This window comes from Alkalihalophilus marmarensis DSM 21297, assembly GCF_000474275.2.
Lineage (GTDB): Bacteria > Bacillota > Bacilli > Bacillales > Bacillaceae_D > Alkalihalophilus > Alkalihalophilus marmarensis.
On the sequence record NZ_ATAE01000033.1, the window covers coordinates 1 to 19098 of the forward strand.

Consider the following 19098-nt stretch of genomic DNA (forward strand, 5'->3'; position numbering starts at 1 on the left):
TGGTTTAAAAGCTATTAAACATTAAGTGTCTCAAAGAAGGGTTATAGCATAGTCTTCGCTACTGAAATATGCTTCGCTTTCCGCGGTGAGCTGCTGAGCTTCCTCGGGCTTGTGCCCTGCGGGATATGCGTGACCAGGGAGATCCCACAGGAGCAAAAAGCGACGAGGAAGCTCCCGGACCGCCCGCGGAAAGCGAGCACCTGCAGCGGAAATCAACCACTATCGCAAGGTAAACTCATTCAGTTTGTGCGTGGCCAATAGTTATCCAAAAAAGCAAGGCGAAGAGTAAGCTCCCGGACCGCTGCCTGCAGAGGAGATCAACAACCACTGCAAAGAGGACTTTTTCATTCGTTTCCTTAATTGTGGCGTTCTTGCACAAAAAAGACGACTAGTTCAAACGGTTTTGAACTAGTCGTTTTCTTTATTTCAACATACATAATGATCTAATAATACTTTCTATAAATACTCTAGTAATGCTGTTGCGATGGAGAAGTAGATGAGCAATCCTAATATGTCATTAACAGTTGTAATAAATGGACCAGATGCGATGGCTGGGTCGAGTTTCATCTTATTGATGATGAGAGGCACAATTGTACCAATAATTGTAGCGATGCTTAATGTAAGAAAGATAGAGATACCAACTATGAATGCAAGCATCATATTACCGTGCATCACTGTCACAATCCCTGCGATAACAAGCATACAGATGAACCCAAGCATCAAACCTGTCCCAAGTTCACGCTTTAACATCTTCCAGACACCATCTCGCTCAACAGTGCCAAGCGCTAGACCACGAACCGCTACAGCAAGTGACTGTGTACCAGTATTGCCCGCAGAGTCCATTAACAGCGGGATAAAGGCAGCCAACAGAACAATCGCTTCTAATGTTTCTTCAAACTGGCCGATCACTTCAGCCGTAATAAGTCCAAAAAACATCAATAAAATGATCCAAGGTGCGCGCTTTTTAGCTGCTTGAAAAGAAGACACATCCACATCTGTCGCTCCTTTAGATGCAGAAAATTCTCCTAAGTCCTCCGTCGCTTCCTCTTCTAAAATATCGATGATGTCATCGACTGTAACAATTCCGACCAGCTTTCCTTCACTTGAAATAACAGGTGCTGCCAAGAAGTCGTATTTCTTTATTAAACGAGCCACATCCTCTTGGTCAGTTTTAGCCGAAACAGAAACAACCTCCCGGCTCATCACATCCTGTACTAAATCTGTCTCCTCAGAAGTAATTAAATCTCTTAAAGAAACAACGCCGACAAGCTTCTCGCGTTCATCTACTACATATAAATAGTAGATCGTCTCCGCATCAGGTGCTTCTTTTCTAAGCCTTCCAATTACTTCAGCTACCGTTTCTACAGCAGAGACGCGGATAAATTCTTTTGTCATAATTGCTCCGGCAGTTTCAGGCTCATAGGATAATAATTCGCGGACTTCACTTGCTTCTGATTCTTCCATTGAATTCAAAATCGCTGTTACTTCCCTTTCACTTAAAAATGATAAGAAAGTTACCACATCATCGGCATACATATCATTTAACATCGCTGATCCGTAAGTCGGATCAAGCTCTTTAAACACATACATCTGCTCTTTCTTTTCAAGTCCTTCAAATACTTCGGCAAATTCATTCGGAGATAGGAATTGATACACTTTTTGGCGCGCTTCAATTGCTAGCTCAATGAATATATCCGCTTGATCTGTTGGGTGGAGTGCAAGAAACCACTCACGAAACTGCTCAACATCTCCACTTTTTAATAGATCATATATTTGCTTTGCATACGTCATTCTCTTTTGTTCGTTTAATTTCACCATGTTGTAGTCCCCCTATTATGGGACCCACTTCCCTTTTCACCCATGAGGGGGGAAATGGATCATCTTGATTCGTTTCATTGCTTGATTTTACTGTTATGACTGATTGCTTTATCCTACTATCCATTTTCGCACCACCTCACTTTTCTATTCCTTTAAAAAGGGAAAATAAAACAAAAAGCACCTCCTACGAAAGAAGATGCCAATACTAAATAACAGATATCAATTACTTGATGATCAATATTATCGAAATCCTCCATTCGTAGAGCTTTAGCACTGTGCGGCATAGGAATCTCATTCCAGCTACATTAAAAACCACCTTATGTCGATGGTTCCTGTTGACCCATTGGCGTCTTTGGACGTTTTTGGGCAGCAGCGTATCTCCAGCACAGGAGCCTCACCTAACGAGGAACTATTTAATTACAACGAAGACTTTACAGGACATAAGATATTCTGTCAATACATCGAATCTAATTTTCTATAAAGAAGTTAGCTGCTTTCTTCCCTTAATGGCTTCAGCCTGCCAAGGAATAACCACGGTTTGTTTTGTATGAGTGGTCATAACTTCATTGATCCATTTTATCTCACTTTGTGCTCGCTCAGATAAAATTGGGTCAATTGTATTCGTGCCAGCAAAACTTTGGTTAATCACCCACCAGCTCGGTGTAATGTCAGCGCGAATAAGATCCTCTTGCAGCCTTGATGCCTCAAATACCGGCGTGGCTTCTGGCAAGGTGACGACAAGTACATCTGTCTCTTTTGGATTTCGCAGTCTTGGAAGTAACTTCTTTACCGATTCAGGCACTTCCCCTGTACTTCGTTCCATTTCCTTATGATAGGAATGTGCAGCATCTAGCAAGAGGAGCGTGTGGCCGGTTGGTGCCGTATCAATGACAACAAACGCATCATCGGCTTGTTCCACTACATCAGCAAATGCTCTAAAGACAGCAATTTCTTCTGTACATGGCGAGTTTAAATCTTCCTCTAAATAGGCAAGTCCATTTTCATCTAAATGTTCACTAGATGCAGACAACACTTCCTGTTTATACGCCTCTACTTCGGCTTTCGGGTCAATTCGGCTGATCGTAATAAGCTGATCCTCTTTTTCAGAGAATAAATCACTTACATGCGCAGCCGGATCTGTAGTTGTTAATTTCACTTTATGCCCTTTGTTTGCAAGGCCTGCTGCAACGGCCGCAGCGACCGTCGTTTTACCGACTCCCCCTTTTCCCATTGTTAAGATAACTCCTTGCTCTTTTTTCGCAAGGTCATTAATCAGGACAGAAAGAGAATCAGCCTGAACGTCTGAACGAGGCACCAATCGCGCATTGCTTTTAGGCAGCTCCTTAAAAAGAGAGCGCAGCGACTCTATTCCCGTCAGCTGATAAGGGACATACGGCAGCTCATATTGCTTTGTTTCTTGTAATTTTGCAGGCATTGATTGCAATGCTTTTTCTTGGCGCTTATAAAAAGCAGTTGATGTCAGATCCTCATTTACATAGGATTGCATTTTCCCATTTATAAGCAGCCATTGATTAACAAGGCCGAGCTCCTTCAGCTCTCCTGATGCACGGTCTGCCTCTTTAAGTGTAGACGGTTCTGGTCTTGCCACTAAAATAAGTGTTGTTTTCGCTGCATCTGACAGGGCTTTAACTGTATGGTCATAAAGTGCCTTCTTCTCAGCTAACCCTGATAATGGACCAAGACATGAAGCTCCATGAGTGCTCGTATCTAAAAAGCCAGACCAAGCAGTTGGCAGCTGTAAGAGACGAAGGGTATGTCCGGTCGGTGCCGTATCAAAAACAATATGATCATACTCATTTGTTCGTTCCGGATTTGTCAGGATCGTAGCAAATTCATCAAATGCGGCAATTTCTACAGTACATGCACCCGATAACTGCTCTTCCATTTGAGCAATCACTGGTGCTGGCAGCTTATCTCGAAACGGCCCAATCATTTTATTTCGATAAGCAGCAGCTGCTTCCTCGGGATCTAAGTTAATCGCTGTAACGTTAGGAAGTTCATCGATTTTCGTTTCGTGATAGCCAATTTCCTGTTCAAAGACATCTTGCAGATTAGAGGCAGGATCTGTACTAACCAAGAGCACTTTCTTCCCCTGATCAGCTAAGGCAACAGCTGTCGCACAAGCTGTAGAAGTCTTCCCCACTCCCCCTTTACCTGTAAAAAATAAATAAGGAGTCAGCTCTTCTTTTACTGGGTTAAATCGACGAGAGGTTGATTGAAATTGTGTCATTATAATAACTCAATTCCTTTCATTTTTTTAGGTTCTTTGGTCAGCTCTTGCACGCTTATTCCAGTCCATTTTGCCAGCTGCTCGTTAGTAGGATACTTACCTGTTAATTCAACTTTATCATTAACAACGACAACAGGAAGAGCCTCCGTTCCTTTATCATTAAGAAGCTGATTTACATTTTTCTCATCAATAAAAGCTTGCGGTTCACTTCCTAGGTTATAGCGGGCAACATCTGCTCCCTTTTTTTCCAGCATAAAAAGTGCGGTTGCAATTCTTGTTAACTCAGGATCTACACTTGGTCCACATACTCCGGTTGGACAACATAGTGCAGGGTCATAAATTCGAATCTTAGCCATTACAGTCATCTCCTTTATTCTCATGTGTAGGAAAAGGGTCAGACCATTTCAGTCGACCCTTCTAACTTGTTTATTTACCTGTTTCAGCGAATGTTTTAATACGGTCGCCAATTTCATCACGAACACGTTGGAAGAATGCCCATTTTTCTTCTTCTGTTCCTTCTGCTTTTGCAGGGTCATCAAAGCCCCAATGTACACGCTCTTTATTTGGCGGTGTAGCCGGACAAACGTCTGCTGCATGACCGCATAATGTCACTACAAGGTCTGCTTTCTTTAAGATCTCTTGATCAATCGTATCAGATGTTTGATTTGTAATGTCCACATCTACTTCTTTCATCGCCTTCACTGCATTTGGATTGACGCCATGTGCTTCAATTCCAGCTGAGTACACTTCATATTTATCACTAAGGTAATGCTTTCCCCAGCCTTCTGCCATTTGGCTGCGGCAAGAGTTTCCTGTACATAAGAAGTAAATAATTGGTTTTGACATGTTTAAAACCCCTTTGTTTATAGTAGTAGTAATGTATGTGCAGCTTTACGCTACAAGATAATAATTAGCCAGAGGTATAGTCCGACTAAGGTAATAAATAGTGTTGGCACAGTTAAGATAATACCGACTTTAAAGTAGTAGCCCCATGAAATCTTCATTCCTTTTTTCGAAAGGACATGCAGCCATAGCAGTGTCGCAAGGGAGCCTATCGGCGTAATTTTAGGACCTAAATCAGAACCGATCACATTAGCATAGATTAATGCCTCACGCATGATACCTGTTGTATTCGTGTCTGCAATTGCCAAAGCATTGATCATCACCGTCGGCATATTATTCATAATCGATGAAAGAATGGCCGCGATAAAGCCCATCGAGATCGTTCCAACAAATAATCCTTGATCAGCTGTCATTTGGATAAATCCAGCTAGAACATCTGTTAATCCAACATTTCGTAAGCTGTATACAACGACATACATACCGATGGAGAAAACAACGATCGCCCACGGAGCACCTTTTATTATGCCTGCTGAGCTTAAACTTGGGTTGTCTGCACTCATGATCCGGAAAATAATATAGAAAATAATGGCGATCGGCATAGCTACAAATGAGACTGGCAAGTGAATAAATTCACTTACGAAGTACCCAATTAAAAGGACAGCCAAGATATACCATGAAAGCTTAAACAGCTTCTGATCTTTAATTGCTTCAACAGGCGCCTTTAATTGAGACATATCATATTTTAGTGGAATGTCTTTTCTAAAGAATAGATACAATACAAGAATACTTGCCCCAAGTGCAAAGAAGTTCGGCACAATCATTCTTGTTGCATATTCAACAAATCCAATTCCGAAAAAGTCAGCAGATACAATATTAACGAGGTTACTTACAAGCAGCGGCAAACTTGTCGTATCTGCGATAAATCCGCTTGCCATAATAAATGGAAGCACCATCGCTTCTTTAAAACGCAGCGCCCTGACCATCGCTAATACGATGGGTGTTAAAATTAAGGCAGCACCGTCATTTGCAAACAATGCGGCAACAACTGCTCCTAGTAATGAGACATATATGAACATTTTCAAACCATTACCATTTGCAAACCTGGCCATATGTAAGGCCGACCATTCAAAGAAACCAATTTCGTCTAATATTAATGAAATGATAATAATGGCAACGAATGTTAATGTTGCATTCCACACAATTCCTGTTACCGTCACGACATCGCCAAAATCAACCACTCCAACGATTAAAGCTAAGATCGCTCCAATTGTTGCTGACCAGCCGATAGACAAACCTTTCGGCTGCCAGATGACGAGAACAAGCGTGAACAGGAAAATCAGTGATGCTACTATCACAGATGTCATTGTTTCCCCCACTCTCTTTTTTTTCTATTACTTTTTAATCACAACACACTCGTAACCCGCGTTGTTCTAGTTCAATTAATTTAACCTGCTGACTAGGCAGGTGTTGTAGTAAACTTTTGACCATAGGGTACGCCAAGTGGTCAGGGTTTACCCTAAAGAAAATCCATTGGCCGCGTCTTTCTTCCACAACGAGCCCTACATCCCTTAATTTTCGTAAATGCTGGCTCACTGAAGGCTGACTCATGTTAAATAGTTCGACAAATTCACATACACAGCATTCATCTTCTTCCATAAGCGCCATCATCGAAAGACGTGTTTTATCTCCTAAAAGCTTAAGAACTTTAGCAGCTTCTTCTATTTCCACTTGAGATTTTGTTTCCTCCATATCTCTCAGCCCTTTCTTAAGTACAAAGTTAGTATATAAGCATATACTTATATACGCAAGTGATAATCATATTCTTTACATTAACTTAACATACATTCAGTATAGATGAAAAATTATTATATCAACTTTTTTTGATTTATTGGTTGCATTTAGTGAAATTAGGTAGTAACATACAAATAAATCAATTTATTCTGATTTAATAATAAGGAGGCAAGAATCATGAAGTTAACTATTCCCTTAGCTGCTTCTGTAGAAAAGCCAGACTTTACGTTGTATGAAAAGCAGTTCAAAGCATTAGCTGATCAAAAACGATTACATTTATTGTCTATTCTGTGCCAACAAGGCGCTTCATGTGTATGTGATTTAACTGACATTCTTAATCTTACCCAATCTAAGCTGTCTTATCATTTAAAAATCTTACTTGATGCAGATATCATTACAAAAGAGAAAAGAGGCACCTGGAATTATTACAGTATTAATTCAGATGTGATCAATCATTTATTATCAGAAGAGTTATGCTGCTTGCTCCGCCCAGCTGAATAATATTATTAGCTGGGACTACTAATTACAGTTTACATCAATTTATTTTGATGTATCATAGCCTATTAATCAAAAAAAAATTGATATAAAAGAGGGGTTCAAATGAAAGAAACAATGATCAGCTTTAGTATGATCGCTCTACAGTTAACAGTGTTGTTTATCGGTGTCTCATTTTTACTGAACTTCCTTCAATCCTACATACCTTACGAACGAATTGAAAACAAACTCAAGCAGTCTCATCCTATTTTAGCAAGTGTCATCGCTTTATTTTTTGCTTTCCTTACACCATTCTGCTCATGTTCCACTATACCCGTCATTATTAATCTTCTAAAAAACAATGTCCGCTTCGGTGTAGTGATGGTTTTCTTATTTGCTTCCCCCGTACTTGACCCTACAATTCTCTCCATTATGACAGTCATTATGGGATGGAAAGTGACGATGATTTATATTCTTATTACATCGTCCCTCTCATTAATCATTGGACTGTTGCTAGAAAAGCTGGGGTGTGAACGTTATGTCAAACAAGTGATGATGAGTGGATATGAACAATCGAATAAGGCGTTTTCCTTTAAAGCTGCTTGGCTAGAGACATGGCAGTTAATGAAAACCGTTTATCCGTATTTATTAATTGGTGCGGCTATCGGAGCTGTCATACATGGTCTGGTGCCAGCTGAATTTATCAGCAACTATTTCGGCGGCGATGCTTGGTGGCTTATCCCACTTGCTGCAATAGTCGGCATCCCTTTATATATTAGACTCTCAAGTATGATTCCGCTCTCTCACATTCTTATCATGAATGGAATGGCAATCGGCCCTGTCATGGCAATGATGATCAGCTCTGCAGGTGCAAGCTTACCAGAACTTGTTTTACTAAAGTCCATATTTAAAAAGCAGCTTATTATTGCTTTTGTCTTATCGGTGCTTAGTATGTCAACCATCTCAGGCTTTGTATTTTACTTTATATAGGGGGTGATCTTATGTGGAAAAAAATATTGAAGTCAATCCGTCAGCAGCCAACTAAACCATCCTCTTGCTGTAAGATTGACATTAAGGAAGTAAGTCAGCAGCCTAAAGAAAAATAGAAAGCGGCCAAACGCCGCTTTCTATTATTTATAACTCAAGCACAAGCCCTGCCTTTGCTAGTACAACATCCCCGCTAAATGTCTCTTCTACCTCCCGCTTTAATTGCTCATGATTCCCGTGATGCGGCAAGTGGGAGAGGATGATTTTTTCTACCCCTGAATGTACAGCTAGCTTCGCAGCATCCTTACTGTTCATATGACCATATTGTCCTACGTGATCGCCGCTGTAGCCGCTGCATTCGGTAATGACTAAGTCACATCCGTTTGCAAAATCAGCTAACCCTGCAAAGTAACTAGAATCAGCGGTATAAACGATCTGTTTTCCATCACATGTTATTTTCATCGCATAGCACGGAACAGGATGCTGCGTCTTGAAAAAGTTAAACGCGAAAGGGCCGATTTTAAGCGGTTCTCTCTCATTATATGCTACTGATTTTACAAGATCTTTGTATGCTAATTTATTGAAAGAAGCTGTATCTTCTTGATGGGCATATATCGTAAAATTCTTCTTCCGCTTTCCCATTCCCTTGTTTACAATCTGGGCATACTGAAGCGGGCCGATATCGGCGAAATGATCATGATGATAATGCGACAGCACAACACCATTTAAATCAATAAGATCTATGTATTTTTGCACGTTTGAGACGACTCCGCTGCCACAGTCGAGTAACAACTTTGTGCTGCCATGTTCTAGTAAATACCCAGACGTCGCTTCGCCTCTTTCAGGATAAGCATGCCAATACCCAACGACTGTAATGTTCATCAGCATTCCTCGCTTTCTTTCTATTTATAACTCTCCGTACACAGTCTTTCCATTAATAAAGGTTTGCATCACATTGGCATGAACATTAAATGGATGATGAGACCAAATAACAAAGTCAGCATCCTTGCCTGGTTCAAGTGATCCTACACGATCGGCAATCCCTAGATGCTCTGCTGCTCTGATCATTATTGCTTTAAAGGCAGATTGCTCAGACAACCCGTTTTTCACAGCTGTATGAGCAGATGTGATAAGATGCTCAATCGTTACAACAGGATGATCGGTTGTAATTGCAAAAGGGACCCCGTGTTTCTCAAGCTCAATCAGGGTATGCCATCCTTTATCATTCAACTCTACCTTTGTACGCGACGTCATTGTCGGCCCAACCGAAACACGGATTGGATGATTTGAAAGATATTCTGCAATAAGATGTCCCTCTGTGCAGTGTTCTATGGTTGCCTCTACTTCAAACTCTTTTATTAAACGAAGGATGGTTACAATATCATCGGATCGATGCGCATGAATTCGGAGTGGAATTTCCTTTTTGATGACTTTAGCCAATTGCTCCATTCCAAGGTCGCGCCGCTTTAGGGTGCCTTCCTTTTGTTCCTTTACATAATCCTGAGCCTTCATCAGCTGACTGCGAAAAATCGCAGCTACACCCATACGAGTCATCGGCTCCTTCCCTTTTCCTCCATGGACTCGTTTTGGATTCTCACCGAAGGCTGCTTTCATACCTGATGGAGATTTAACGATCATCTCATCGGTGATCGTTCCAGCTGTTTTTAAGATTGACATTTCACCGCCGATGACATTCGCACTGCCAGGCATAATCTGAACAGTTGTAACCCCTGCTGCACGTGCATCTAGAAACCCTTGATCGAATGGATTTATACCGTCAATCGCTCTTACATGCGGTGTTGCGGCAGCAGATGTTTCATTAAAATCATGTCCTGCAGGCCCAATCCCTTCTTCAAATACGCCAATATGTGTATGGACATCAATTAAACCAGGAGTTATGTATTTCCCTTCCATATCAATGACTTCGGCTTCTTCAGGAAGATCAATCCTCTCTCCCGCATCTACTACTTTTCCTTCATTAACTAATAAGGCTGCCTTCTCTAATACTTCACCTGTTCCAGTTATGATCGTCGCTCCAACATATGCTTTCATGCTTAGTCACTCCTTGTTTCGGATACCGAAAAGTTTGAATACTTAAACTATACATGCTTTAGTGAATAACTTCTACCCATAAAAAAATCGACCAGCCATGTTCTGACTAATCGATTTATTCGTTCTTTTATTCTGCTTCAATAACAACTTCTGCGATATTCACTGCGTGGTCACCGACACGCTCTAGGTTACTTACCATATCAACATAAATAACACCAGCAGCACCTGTACATCTATTTTCATTTAAACGAATGATATGTTTCTTTCGAAGATCACGTTCCATCTTATCAATTTGTTCTTCTTTCAGTAAAACAGATTTCGCTTCTTCAATATCGTCTGTTTCTAATGCTTTAACCGCTTGTCTTAACGTAGATAAAGTTAGGTCAAACATCTCATCTAGATCAGCAACGGCCGAGTCTGAGAATTTCACTTTATTCGTAATTTGATATTCAACAAGCTCCATAATGTTTTCCATATGATCACCGATACGCTCTAGGTCACGGATCGTGTTCATCAACGTAGAGTGCGTTTTTGAATCCTCATCTGTTAGTGAGTGAGAAGAGACTTGAATTAGATAATCCGTAATCTTTTTATCTAAATTGTTAATCGCATCTTCATATTGAGGAATAAGCTCTCTGTGCTTTTTCCCTTGTGTTTTAAAATACTGACCAACTTCTTCAATTCCCTTTTCAGACAGCTCTGCCATACGTAATACTTCTTTTTTTCCTTGCCCAAGAGCAATAGAAGGTGATTGTCTAATGAATCGCTCTTCTAAGTGAACTGCTTTATATGCAATCGCTGAATCTTGTCCAGGGATTAATTTCACAACGATCCATGCTAGTACACCGATGAACGGCAGTTGAATCAATGTGTTCGACACATTAAAAATACCATGAGCAAAAGCAATCGTCATCTCAGGATTTAGATTTAAGCTGTTTTGGAAATATTCAACGACCCTCGTAAAAGGAACTAGTAAAATCAATACTAATATCGTTCCAATTACGTTAAAAATAACATGTGTTAATGCTGCTCGCTTTGCTGCAACTGATGCGCCGATTGCTGCAAGTACAGCCGTAATGGTTGTACCAATATTATCCCCGAATAAAACAGGAAGAGCAGCATCTAAACTCAAAGCTCCTTGAGCAAACAATGTTTGTAATAAACCAATAGCAGCAGAAGAACTTTGGATAATGACTGTGAAAATCGTTCCAATTGCCACACCAAGTAATGGGTTATCACTCATACTAACCGTTAAATCAGCAAATGTTTGCAGATCGCGGACAGGCTTCATTCCATCTCCCATTAAATTCAGTCCCAAGAATAAAGCACCAAAGCCAAATAGAACTTGTCCATAATTATTAACTTTATGATTTTTAAAGAAGAATATTAAGAATGTACCTACTGCGATGATTGGAAGTGCATATGCGGAAATTTTAATCCCGATAATAAACGCCGTAGCTGTTGTACCAATATTCGCTCCAATAATAACCCCAATTGCTTGCTTTAAGGTCATAAAACCGGCATTAACAAGCCCGATCGTCAGTACAGTCGTCCCTGTACTTGTTTGAAGTAAAATCGTAACAAAAATACCCGCAAACACACCCATAATCGGATTTGTTGTAAAACGGTCAAGTAGATCTCTCAGGCCGTCTCCAGCGACCTTTTGAAGGCCATCCCCTAAGTACTTAATCCCGAAAAGGAAAATACCTAGTCCTCCAAAGAACATAAACAACAGTTCTTGTAAATCCATTACTACATCCCCTTTAGTTGTTGTCTGAAGTTGTCTTCAATAACTCATCCCTTGACCATAGTAAGTAACTTTTATAAAGAAGTAAACGATATTATTATTAAGATTTTGTAAAGGAATTGTAAAGGCGCTCATTATCGTCTTATTTACAACATTCTACACCTTCTATACTGCCCAAAAAACCTTTAAATGTTGAGCTGTTTATAACGTTCCCAGATAAAACTTTACCCTTTCATAGAAAATAATAACTTTTAAACACAACAAAAAAACCCTCAATTAGATATACTAACTGAGAGTTTTCTTTACAATTATGCAGGGTATACGCTCACTTGTTTGCGATCGCGTCCTACACGCTCGTATTTTACAACGCCGTCTACTTTCGCGAAAAGAGTATCGTCGCCGCCTTTACCAACGTTTGTACCAGGGTAAACACGTGTACCGCGTTGACGAACTAAGATAGATCCGCCTGTTACGGTTTGACCGTCAGCACGTTTAGCACCAAGACGCTTAGAACGTGAGTCACGTCCGTTCTTTGTACTACCTACCCCTTTTTTCGATGCGAAAAATTGAAGGTTCATTTTTAACATGGAATTCACCTCCTGGATATTTACTTTATTTCAATATACTCACTGTATTCTTCAGCCATCGATTGAAGAGAGACAATCATCCCTTCAAGGAGGAGCTGAACTTTCTCATATGTGGTGTTATCCAAACCAGTTGGAACACCGCAGCGGAGAAACCCGCCTTCCTCTTCCATTTGGATATCAAGCTCTACACTGCACAGGGCAGAAATCGCATTGACCGCTCCAAAAGAAACAGCTGAAGCTCCAGCGCAAACGAGGTCATGACCATGCGGACCGGAGTCAGCATGTCCACTCATCGTAAAAGAATCAATCTGTTGATTAGCATTACGTTCAATAAGAACAGTGATCATCTCTACACCTTAAGCGTTGATCTTGTCGATAACTACTTTAGTGTAAGGTTGACGATGACCTTGCTTACGACGATAGTTCTTCTTAGCCTTCATCTTGTAAACGATGATTTTCTTTTGACGACCGTGTTTTTCAACTTTAGCCGAAACAGTTGCGCCCTCTACTAAAGGAGCACCAACCTTCACATCGTTACCACCGATCATAAGTACTTTGTCAAAGCTAACAACATCACCAGCTTCAGCATCTAATTTCTCGATGTAGATTTCTTGACCTTCTTGAACCTTGATTTGTTTACCACCAGTTTCAATAATTGCGTACATACCTGCACCTCCTCATATACTCAGACTCGCCATTATAGGTAAGGGCTATGCCTTTTAAAAACCTAATCTGCGCGGTTGTAGTTGTTTGGGTGCGACCAAATAACTAACAAAAGCTATTTTATCACATAAAAATTCAGGGTGTCAATCGCAACTTTACGGTTGAACCTTTTATTTACCCTTTTTTCTGTTTTAACCGTTCAAGCTGGCTTGCTGCTTCTTCTAAGTCTCCCATAAAGCGAATCGCAAAGGCTTCTTCCGGCATATGCTTATTTGGCATAAGTAAAATTCTAAAGCCTGCCGCTTCTTCAAGCTGCTTTAATAATTCCCCTTTTGGCCCAGCCAGAACAGCAGACACGGCGGAAGGAAGTTCAATCAGAATGGCTTCATGGTCCATTCCGCGGTATTCCCATATTAATCGTTCAATTTTATAAGCCTGCGCTTCATCTGACAAGACAGACCCTTGCTCCTTGCATGTCGGACAAGCTTTTGACAGACTTGCCTGCAGACTTTGGCGCACTTTTTTACGTGTCATCTCTACAAGACCAAGCCCGGTTAAACCTACTACATTCGTCTTAGTCCGGTCATTTTTCAGCCCTCGTTTAAATGCTTCTAATACGTATTCGCGATCTTCTTCTTTTTTCATATCAATAAAATCAATAATAATAATCCCTGATGTGTCCCTAAGCCTGAGCTGCCTTGCAATTTCCTTAGCTGCTTCTAAATTGGTTTTCCGCACCGTATCTTGAAGGTCCGTCTTTCCAGTGAACTTGCCGGTATTCACATCGATGACCGTTAACGCTTCGGTTTGATCCACGATAAGATAGGCACCATTCTTTAGCCATATTTGCCTTCTTAATGCCTTATCTAGCTCTTTGTCTATTCCATATACCGAAAAGATATTTTCTTTTTCATGATAGAGCCTTACTTTTTCATGAACGTCTGAATAAGGAGCCAGGAGAGCTTTCAACGTCTGATAGTCATCAGCATCATCAATTACGATCTCATCAATTTGATTCAAAGAAAAATCAAGCATCATTTTCTCAATTAAACTCGAGCCCTGATGAATTAAAGCAGGAGCTCTCTTTTCTTTCCCCTCCTGCCACACACTTTCCCAGCTCGTTCGGAGAAAATGAAGATCCTGCTCGATCACCTCCGGCTTCGCATCTTCGCAAACTGTTCGGATAATCATTCCTTCGTTTTCCTTAAGAAGAGCTTCTCCAATCCCGCGCAGCCGCTCTCTTTCTTCTTCTGTCCCCATACGGCGGGACACTCCAACATACCCGCCTTCTGGCATATACACAGTGTATTTACCAGGCATTGAGACCACTCCTGATAAACGAGGTCCTTTTTGCCCGAATCCTTCCTTTGTGACTTGAACTAAAAGTTCTTGCCCTTTAGTCACAAACTCTGTAATATTCCGTTGTTTTTTCACCTCATCCGCTTCTTCTGATAAATGAAAACTTAGAAGATCATCCCGATAGAGGAACCCGTTTTTTTCGCGCCCGATATCGACAAATGCTGCCTGCATTCCCGGCAGAACATTAACGACTCTGCCTATGTATACATTACCTACAATTCGATTTTCTGCAGGGCGCTCTACTAGTAACTCTACTACCTGCCCATTCTCCACTATTGCAGCGCGGCGTTCTCTTGTCGCTGTATTAAAATAGATGTTTCGATTCACAGGCCACCCTCCTTACGTCCAATTCCGTCCCTTTCATTGTACCTTATCACAGCCTTTTATGCAGTCTTTCGATTACACAACTACTCCAAAGAATTAATAACAGTACAACAAAGAGAAGCGGTCTGCAATCAGCCGCTTCTCTTACCTTGATGCCAGCTCAGCAAATGTTATCTGCCACTGTTTTTTTTTAATAAGGGCATCCAACACTTGTGCCTCGCAAACCGTGACCCTCTTTTTCGTCGCAGGATCAAGATAGTGAAATTCATGAATATATCCTCTATACATTTTTTTGATTCCATCAAAGAGTGAGAGCTGTCCTGATACAGCGACAGATTTGATTTTCTTTTTTGGAACCTTTTCGGTTTTAGGTCTCCCAATTAAAAATCGCATCATTCGATAATGCCTCTGTTTCCACTCCAGATAATGAACGATCATCAGAAAGCTTAATACGACCCATAAATTTAAATGAAAAGGAAATAGCGCTGCACTAAAGATCGTAACCACTCCCAACACTGCACAAGAGGCGGACCACGATCTTTTTAATGCCGTATGATAAGCGAAGTATTTCATATAAAGAAGTTGAATGAATCTCCCCCCATCAAGCGGCAAGATAGGAGCTAAATTGACGAGCAAAATGGTGAGGTTATGCCAAACAAATAATTCATGTGTAGACTGCGACCATACGTCCAGATAGAGCAGGATATAAGATAATCCAATCATCCAAACATGCTGAAGCGGCCCTGCGAGAATGACAATTAACTCTTCTTTTATCGGCCGATTCCCGCTGTCTTCCACCTCCGCTACTCCGCCAAAAGGGAGCAGCTCAATTTTGTGAATCCTCCACTTAAACGAATGAGCTGCTATGGCATGACCCATTTCATGTATAAACACGATTGCAAAAACGAGAAGCACTTCACGAAAATATCCAGTGATTACCCCTCCTCCAAGCACGACCCAGAAGAAGGGGTTGATCTTCATTTTAGAGAGAAGATACCATAGACTACTCAAATGAAATCACATCGCTAGGATCAATGTATTGATCTCCCTGTTTTAAAGCAAAGTAATAAACTCCTCTCCCTTCCTCATTAGTTGATACCGTGCCAATTTCATGGCCTGCTTGAATGTGGTCATACATATTTACATGAATGTCATTTAACAGCCCATAGATTGATTCGGTTCCATCATAATGCTGCACGACAACTGCCTTGCCAACCTCCTCATCATCGATTCCGCCTACAGTAATCACATAGCCGCCCTTTGCCGCTTCTATACTTGTATTAGCGCCTGTTTCAATATAGACGCCTCGTCCATTCTGTTCAAAGCCTTCACTAATCTGGCCGGATGCTGGTACGGCATAGACCATCTCCGCTTCCGGTTCCTCTTCATTTACGTCACCTAACGCCACATCTCTTGGCTCTGGCAATAGAGCGAGCGGCCGTCCAAATTGATTTTCATACCAATTAGCCACAGCAGCAAATTGAAATTCTTGTTCATACGAACCTTTCACAAACTGTCTGACTCCTTCAAATTGAGGAGCTCCTGTTTTAAACATGATGGCAATGACAAGAAAGATGCAGACAGAGAGCATAGCCCGGATTAAGAAATGATCTTGTCCCTTCTTTAATGGCGGAGTACTTTTAAACGATCCTGGTTCGACGTAAAAATCAGGCTCTTCTCTTGCATCCTCATGCTTATGAACGAGCATCGGAGCGGTTCTTTCTCTTTGTTTAACATTCCCCTGTATCTCTCTTCTCCTTGATTCTAAACGCTTTTTGACTTTATTCAGCTGCTTAGACATCCCTCATTCCACCTTTACCTTTAACTTGTTACAATAACTATATGACTTGTCCGTTTTTGATATGACAGAATTGGGAATAGGAAATAAGGAGGGGTCTTATGGAGAGAAAATATCTTGGAGTTGTTTTGGCTGGAGGGCAGTCAAGAAGATATGGACGTCAAAAAGCCCTAGCACACTATCAGAGCAAGCCATTTTTTATGCATAGTTTAGACGCATTGAAGGACCTTACTGAAGAACAGCTCATTATCTGCCATCCTGCTATCTTAAAAGACATTAAAGCCAAGACAAAAACATCCGTTGTTCTAGACCACCCTAAATATCAAGGGTCAGGACCATTAGCCGGATTATACACAGCTATGAGTACAAAAGATGCTGAGTGGTATGTAACAGCCCCTTGTGATACACCTTATATACATACAGATGTCTATAAAAAGCTGATTAAGATCCAACAGGAAACAACTTCACAAGCCATTATTCCGATTATAGAAGGACGAAAACAGCCATTAATCGGTCTCTACCATAAAAGTCTGCAGCATTCGATCAGCGAGCTGCTAGATCAAAAAATATATAAAGTAGGAGCCTTGCTAGAAGCGGCAGATACCTATTTAGCAGCTGATTCTTCATTCGACCCGGAAGCGTTTCACAATGTCAACAAACCAGAAGACTGGCCAGAAGCAAAACTTGATTAAAGGAGAGATATGTGTTGAAAAAAAGAAAAATAGGGACAACAGATTTAGAAGTAAGTGAAATAGGACTTGGCTGTATGTCACTTGGAACAGACCAAAATTATGCCACTCAAATCATCGATGCGGCTCTAGATGCTGGTATCAATTATTTTGATACAGCCGACCTTTATGATAAAGGATTAAACGAACAATTTGTCGGCAATGCCATTAAGCATCGTAGAAATGATCTGATCCTTGCAACAAAGGCTGGCAATCGGTTTGAGAGGGACAAGGAAGGCTGGGAATGGGACCCTTCTAAAAAGCATATTAAATCAGCCGTGAAAGACAGTTTAATTCGTCTGCAAACAGATTACATTGACCTCTATCAGCTTCATGGCGGAACCATTGAAGACCCGATTGACGAGACCATTGAAGCGTTTGAAGAATTGAAACAAGAAGGGTTAATTCGCCATTACGGAATCTCTTCGATTAGACCTAATGTGATTAAGGAATATGTGAAACGTTCGAATGTAGAAAGTGTGATGATGCAGTACAGCTTGCTTGACCGCCGTCCAGAGGAGTGGTTTTCTCTATTAGATGACCACCAAACCTCTGTTGTCGCAAGAGGGCCGCTCGCTAAAGGATTATTAACCAAAAAACCTCTCAGCACAGCAGGAGAAAAAATCCAAGAAGATGGTTATCTTGACTACTCATTTGAGGAATTAAAAGTAGTGCTCGATAAACTTTCATCTCATGATGAATTCAAGCGCCCATTGTCTGAGCTTGCTTTGCATTACTGCCTGGCGCACCCTACTGTTGCCGCTGTCGTATGCGGGGCTAGCAGTATTGAACAAATTGAGGATAATGTGCGCGCAGTAGAAACAAATCCGTTAACAGAAGAGCAGGTAGCATTGCTAAAATCTCTTACAAAATCCTCTACCTATGAGCAGCATCGCAGCTAAATAAAAAGAGTCTACAAGATAAGAGAATAGAACAGAGAAAAGAGAATTCTGGCAACTCAGCAGATGAACTATCGAGAAAATTCAACTAGAACTAACGGGGGACGCTGAATAAGCGCCTCCCCTAAAGTGGTGATTGATTTCCGCTGAAGGCACACGCTTTCCGCGGGCATTGTAGAAACTTCTTCATCGCTCAGCTCTTGTAGGATACCTACTAGCCACGTACACAATGAAAAATCCCTACTTGACATAAGTGTTGATCTCCGCTGCAGGCGCACGCTTTCCGCGGGCGGCCAGGGAGCCTCCTCGTCGCTAACGCTCCTGTGGGGTCTCCCTGGTCACGCGCATCCCGCAGGAGTCGGCGCCTTCTCTCTTATCAACGGAGGAAGGATGATATATAGTGCACCCTCATAATAAGCAGCTGTTCAGTGATCTTAGCAGATGAACCCAAGGATGTCTGTTTTTATTAATTTGAACTGAACCATAACTAAATCGCTCCACTTGATAATTAATCAATGCAGTCCTTTAGCGGATGAACTATACGGAGACTTCTACGGGGCCTAGAGCAGGAGTGAGATCCCACAGGGCTTTGCCCGAAGAAGCTCACTAGCTCCCCGTGAAAAGCGAAGTATAGTTCAGGAGCGGCGAGTTTATACCTACACTGCATTTTGTTTTTCACTTGAGCTAAATTGTAACCTATCTAAAATCTTCTAACTCCCCGAAAAAAAAGCTATGCGGGACTTCTGCTCGAGTCCCCATGAAAAGCGAGGTATAGTT

General features: G+C 41.3%; 19 protein-coding genes, 1 riboswitch and 1 other annotated feature. Of the genes, 4 read left to right on the forward strand and 15 right to left on the reverse strand.

From position 1 onward, the window contains the following. Window positions 1-456 precede the first annotated feature (456 nt). The 6 genes from mgtE to A33I_RS12015 all read right to left on the reverse strand — a co-directional run bounded on the left by mgtE (window position 457) and on the right by A33I_RS12015 (window position 6661). Window positions 457-1818, reverse strand: coding sequence for a magnesium transporter (mgtE, locus tag A33I_RS11990; RefSeq protein ID WP_022628656.1), 1362 nt, complete (start codon window positions 1816-1818; stop codon window positions 457-459). Between the two features lie 245 nt (window positions 1819-2063). Beyond that, a riboswitch (M-box (ykoK) riboswitch) is annotated at window positions 2064-2231 on the reverse strand. A 62-nt stretch (window positions 2232-2293) separates the two neighbouring features. After that, window positions 2294-4069 carry an arsenical pump-driving ATPase gene (gene arsA / locus A33I_RS11995; protein ID WP_022628657.1) on the reverse strand — a complete coding sequence of 592 codons (1776 nt, stop codon included), beginning with the start codon at window positions 4067-4069 and terminating at the stop codon, window positions 2294-2296. After that, a complete protein-coding gene (arsD, locus tag A33I_RS12000) occupies window positions 4069-4425 on the reverse strand; it encodes an arsenite efflux transporter metallochaperone ArsD (protein ID WP_012959879.1) in 357 nt (118 codons plus the stop codon). The genes arsA and arsD overlap by 1 nt, the downstream gene beginning before the upstream one ends. Window positions 4426-4495: 70 nt before the next feature. Further along, window positions 4496-4915 carry an arsenate reductase (thioredoxin) gene (gene arsC / locus A33I_RS12005; RefSeq protein WP_022628658.1) on the reverse strand — a complete coding sequence of 140 codons (420 nt, stop codon included), beginning with the start codon at window positions 4913-4915 and terminating at the stop codon, window positions 4496-4498. Between the two features lie 50 nt (window positions 4916-4965). Next, entirely contained in the window at window positions 4966-6276 is a 1311-nt protein-coding gene (locus tag A33I_RS12010) for an arsenic transporter (RefSeq protein WP_022628659.1), read from the reverse strand. Window positions 6277-6310: 34 nt separating this feature from the next. Next, the gene (locus A33I_RS12015) at window positions 6311-6661 is read right to left on the reverse strand and encodes an ArsR/SmtB family transcription factor (RefSeq protein WP_012959882.1); all 351 of its coding nucleotides are present in this window, start codon (window positions 6659-6661) and stop codon (window positions 6311-6313) included. A 219-nt stretch (window positions 6662-6880) separates the two neighbouring features. Between A33I_RS12015 and A33I_RS12020 the strand changes: the two genes are divergently transcribed. Further along, complete coding sequence (locus tag A33I_RS12020; protein WP_022628660.1) at window positions 6881-7204, forward strand: ArsR/SmtB family transcription factor; 324 nt, start codon at window positions 6881-6883, stop codon at window positions 7202-7204. Window positions 7205-7303: 99 nt separating this feature from the next. Then, window positions 7304-8167 carry a permease gene (locus tag A33I_RS12025; RefSeq protein WP_022628661.1) on the forward strand — a complete coding sequence of 288 codons (864 nt, stop codon included), beginning with the start codon at window positions 7304-7306 and terminating at the stop codon, window positions 8165-8167. A gap of 144 nt (window positions 8168-8311) precedes the next feature. Here the strand turns inward: A33I_RS12025 and A33I_RS12030 are convergent, their stop codons facing one another. From A33I_RS12030 to A33I_RS12070, 9 genes are all read right to left on the reverse strand, one after another. Then, window positions 8312-9046, reverse strand: a complete 735-nt coding sequence (locus A33I_RS12030; protein WP_031311609.1) for an MBL fold metallo-hydrolase — start codon at window positions 9044-9046, stop codon at window positions 8312-8314. A gap of 24 nt (window positions 9047-9070) precedes the next feature. Continuing rightward, window positions 9071-10216 carry an amidohydrolase gene (locus A33I_RS12035; RefSeq protein ID WP_022628664.1) on the reverse strand — a complete coding sequence of 382 codons (1146 nt, stop codon included), beginning with the start codon at window positions 10214-10216 and terminating at the stop codon, window positions 9071-9073. Window positions 10217-10343: 127 nt separating this feature from the next. Further along, window positions 10344-11966 (reverse strand): Na/Pi cotransporter family protein, encoded by a 1623-nt coding sequence (locus A33I_RS12040; RefSeq protein WP_022628665.1) that lies wholly within the window; start codon window positions 11964-11966, stop codon window positions 10344-10346. Between the two features lie 305 nt (window positions 11967-12271). Beyond that, window positions 12272-12550 (reverse strand): 50S ribosomal protein L27, encoded by a 279-nt coding sequence (rpmA, locus tag A33I_RS12045; protein WP_012959889.1) that lies wholly within the window; start codon window positions 12548-12550, stop codon window positions 12272-12274. A gap of 20 nt (window positions 12551-12570) precedes the next feature. Further along, window positions 12571-12897: a ribosomal-processing cysteine protease Prp gene (locus A33I_RS12050; RefSeq protein WP_022628666.1), complete on the reverse strand. Its 327-nt coding sequence runs from the start codon at window positions 12895-12897 to the stop codon at window positions 12571-12573. 9 nt (window positions 12898-12906) lie between these two features. After that, on the reverse strand, window positions 12907-13215 hold the full coding sequence (gene rplU / locus A33I_RS12055; protein WP_012959891.1) for a 50S ribosomal protein L21: 309 nt from the start codon (window positions 13213-13215) through the stop codon (window positions 12907-12909). Between the two features lie 12 nt (window positions 13216-13227). Further along, window positions 13228-13302 (reverse strand) — a sequence feature (ribosomal protein L21 leader region). An 85-nt stretch (window positions 13303-13387) separates the two neighbouring features. After that, window positions 13388-14899 carry an Rne/Rng family ribonuclease gene (locus A33I_RS12060; RefSeq protein ID WP_022628667.1) on the reverse strand — a complete coding sequence of 504 codons (1512 nt, stop codon included), beginning with the start codon at window positions 14897-14899 and terminating at the stop codon, window positions 13388-13390. 141 nt (window positions 14900-15040) lie between these two features. Continuing rightward, window positions 15041-15907, reverse strand: a complete 867-nt coding sequence (locus tag A33I_RS12065; RefSeq protein ID WP_022628668.1) for a M50 family metallopeptidase — start codon at window positions 15905-15907, stop codon at window positions 15041-15043. After that, the gene (locus A33I_RS12070) at window positions 15900-16697 is read right to left on the reverse strand and encodes a M23 family metallopeptidase (RefSeq protein WP_022628669.1); all 798 of its coding nucleotides are present in this window, start codon (window positions 16695-16697) and stop codon (window positions 15900-15902) included. Before A33I_RS12070 ends, A33I_RS12065 begins: the two co-directional genes overlap by 8 nt. Window positions 16698-16795: 98 nt before the next feature. On the opposite strand from A33I_RS12070, the gene mobA reads away from it, so the two are divergent. Continuing rightward, entirely contained in the window at window positions 16796-17386 is a 591-nt protein-coding gene (gene mobA, locus A33I_RS12075; RefSeq protein ID WP_022628670.1) for a molybdenum cofactor guanylyltransferase, read from the forward strand. Window positions 17387-17400: 14 nt separating this feature from the next. Continuing rightward, window positions 17401-18324 (forward strand): aldo/keto reductase, encoded by a 924-nt coding sequence (locus tag A33I_RS12080; protein ID WP_022628671.1) that lies wholly within the window; start codon window positions 17401-17403, stop codon window positions 18322-18324. Window positions 18325-19098 lie beyond the last annotated feature (774 nt).

What these genes read in the sequence shown, in the direction of transcription:
- mgtE (WP_022628656.1), bottom strand. Translation starts at nt 1,818, where the DNA reads ATGGTGAAATTAAACGAACAAAAGAGAATGACGTATGCAAAGCAAATA.
- arsA (WP_022628657.1), bottom strand. Translation starts at nt 4,069, where the DNA reads ATGACACAATTTCAATCAACCTCTCGTCGATTTAACCCAGTAAAAGAA.
- arsD (WP_012959879.1), bottom strand. Translation starts at nt 4,425, where the DNA reads ATGGCTAAGATTCGAATTTATGACCCTGCACTATGTTGTCCAACCGGA.
- arsC (WP_022628658.1), bottom strand. Translation starts at nt 4,915, where the DNA reads ATGTCAAAACCAATTATTTACTTCTTATGTACAGGAAACTCTTGCCGC.
- A33I_RS12010 (WP_022628659.1), bottom strand. Translation starts at nt 6,276, where the DNA reads ATGACATCTGTGATAGTAGCATCACTGATTTTCCTGTTCACGCTTGTT.
- A33I_RS12015 (WP_012959882.1), bottom strand. Translation starts at nt 6,661, where the DNA reads ATGGAGGAAACAAAATCTCAAGTGGAAATAGAAGAAGCTGCTAAAGTT.
- A33I_RS12020 (WP_022628660.1), top strand. Translation starts at nt 6,881, where the DNA reads ATGAAGTTAACTATTCCCTTAGCTGCTTCTGTAGAAAAGCCAGACTTT.
- A33I_RS12025 (WP_022628661.1), top strand. Translation starts at nt 7,304, where the DNA reads ATGAAAGAAACAATGATCAGCTTTAGTATGATCGCTCTACAGTTAACA.
- A33I_RS12030 (WP_031311609.1), bottom strand. Translation starts at nt 9,046, where the DNA reads ATGAACATTACAGTCGTTGGGTATTGGCATGCTTATCCTGAAAGAGGC.
- A33I_RS12035 (WP_022628664.1), bottom strand. Translation starts at nt 10,216, where the DNA reads ATGAAAGCATATGTTGGAGCGACGATCATAACTGGAACAGGTGAAGTA.
- A33I_RS12040 (WP_022628665.1), bottom strand. Translation starts at nt 11,966, where the DNA reads ATGGATTTACAAGAACTGTTGTTTATGTTCTTTGGAGGACTAGGTATT.
- rpmA (WP_012959889.1), bottom strand. Translation starts at nt 12,550, where the DNA reads ATGTTAAAAATGAACCTTCAATTTTTCGCATCGAAAAAAGGGGTAGGT.
- A33I_RS12050 (WP_022628666.1), bottom strand. Translation starts at nt 12,897, where the DNA reads ATGATCACTGTTCTTATTGAACGTAATGCTAATCAACAGATTGATTCT.
- rplU (WP_012959891.1), bottom strand. Translation starts at nt 13,215, where the DNA reads ATGTACGCAATTATTGAAACTGGTGGTAAACAAATCAAGGTTCAAGAA.
- A33I_RS12070 (WP_022628669.1), bottom strand. Translation starts at nt 16,697, where the DNA reads ATGTCTAAGCAGCTGAATAAAGTCAAAAAGCGTTTAGAATCAAGGAGA.
- mobA (WP_022628670.1), top strand. Translation starts at nt 16,796, where the DNA reads ATGGAGAGAAAATATCTTGGAGTTGTTTTGGCTGGAGGGCAGTCAAGA.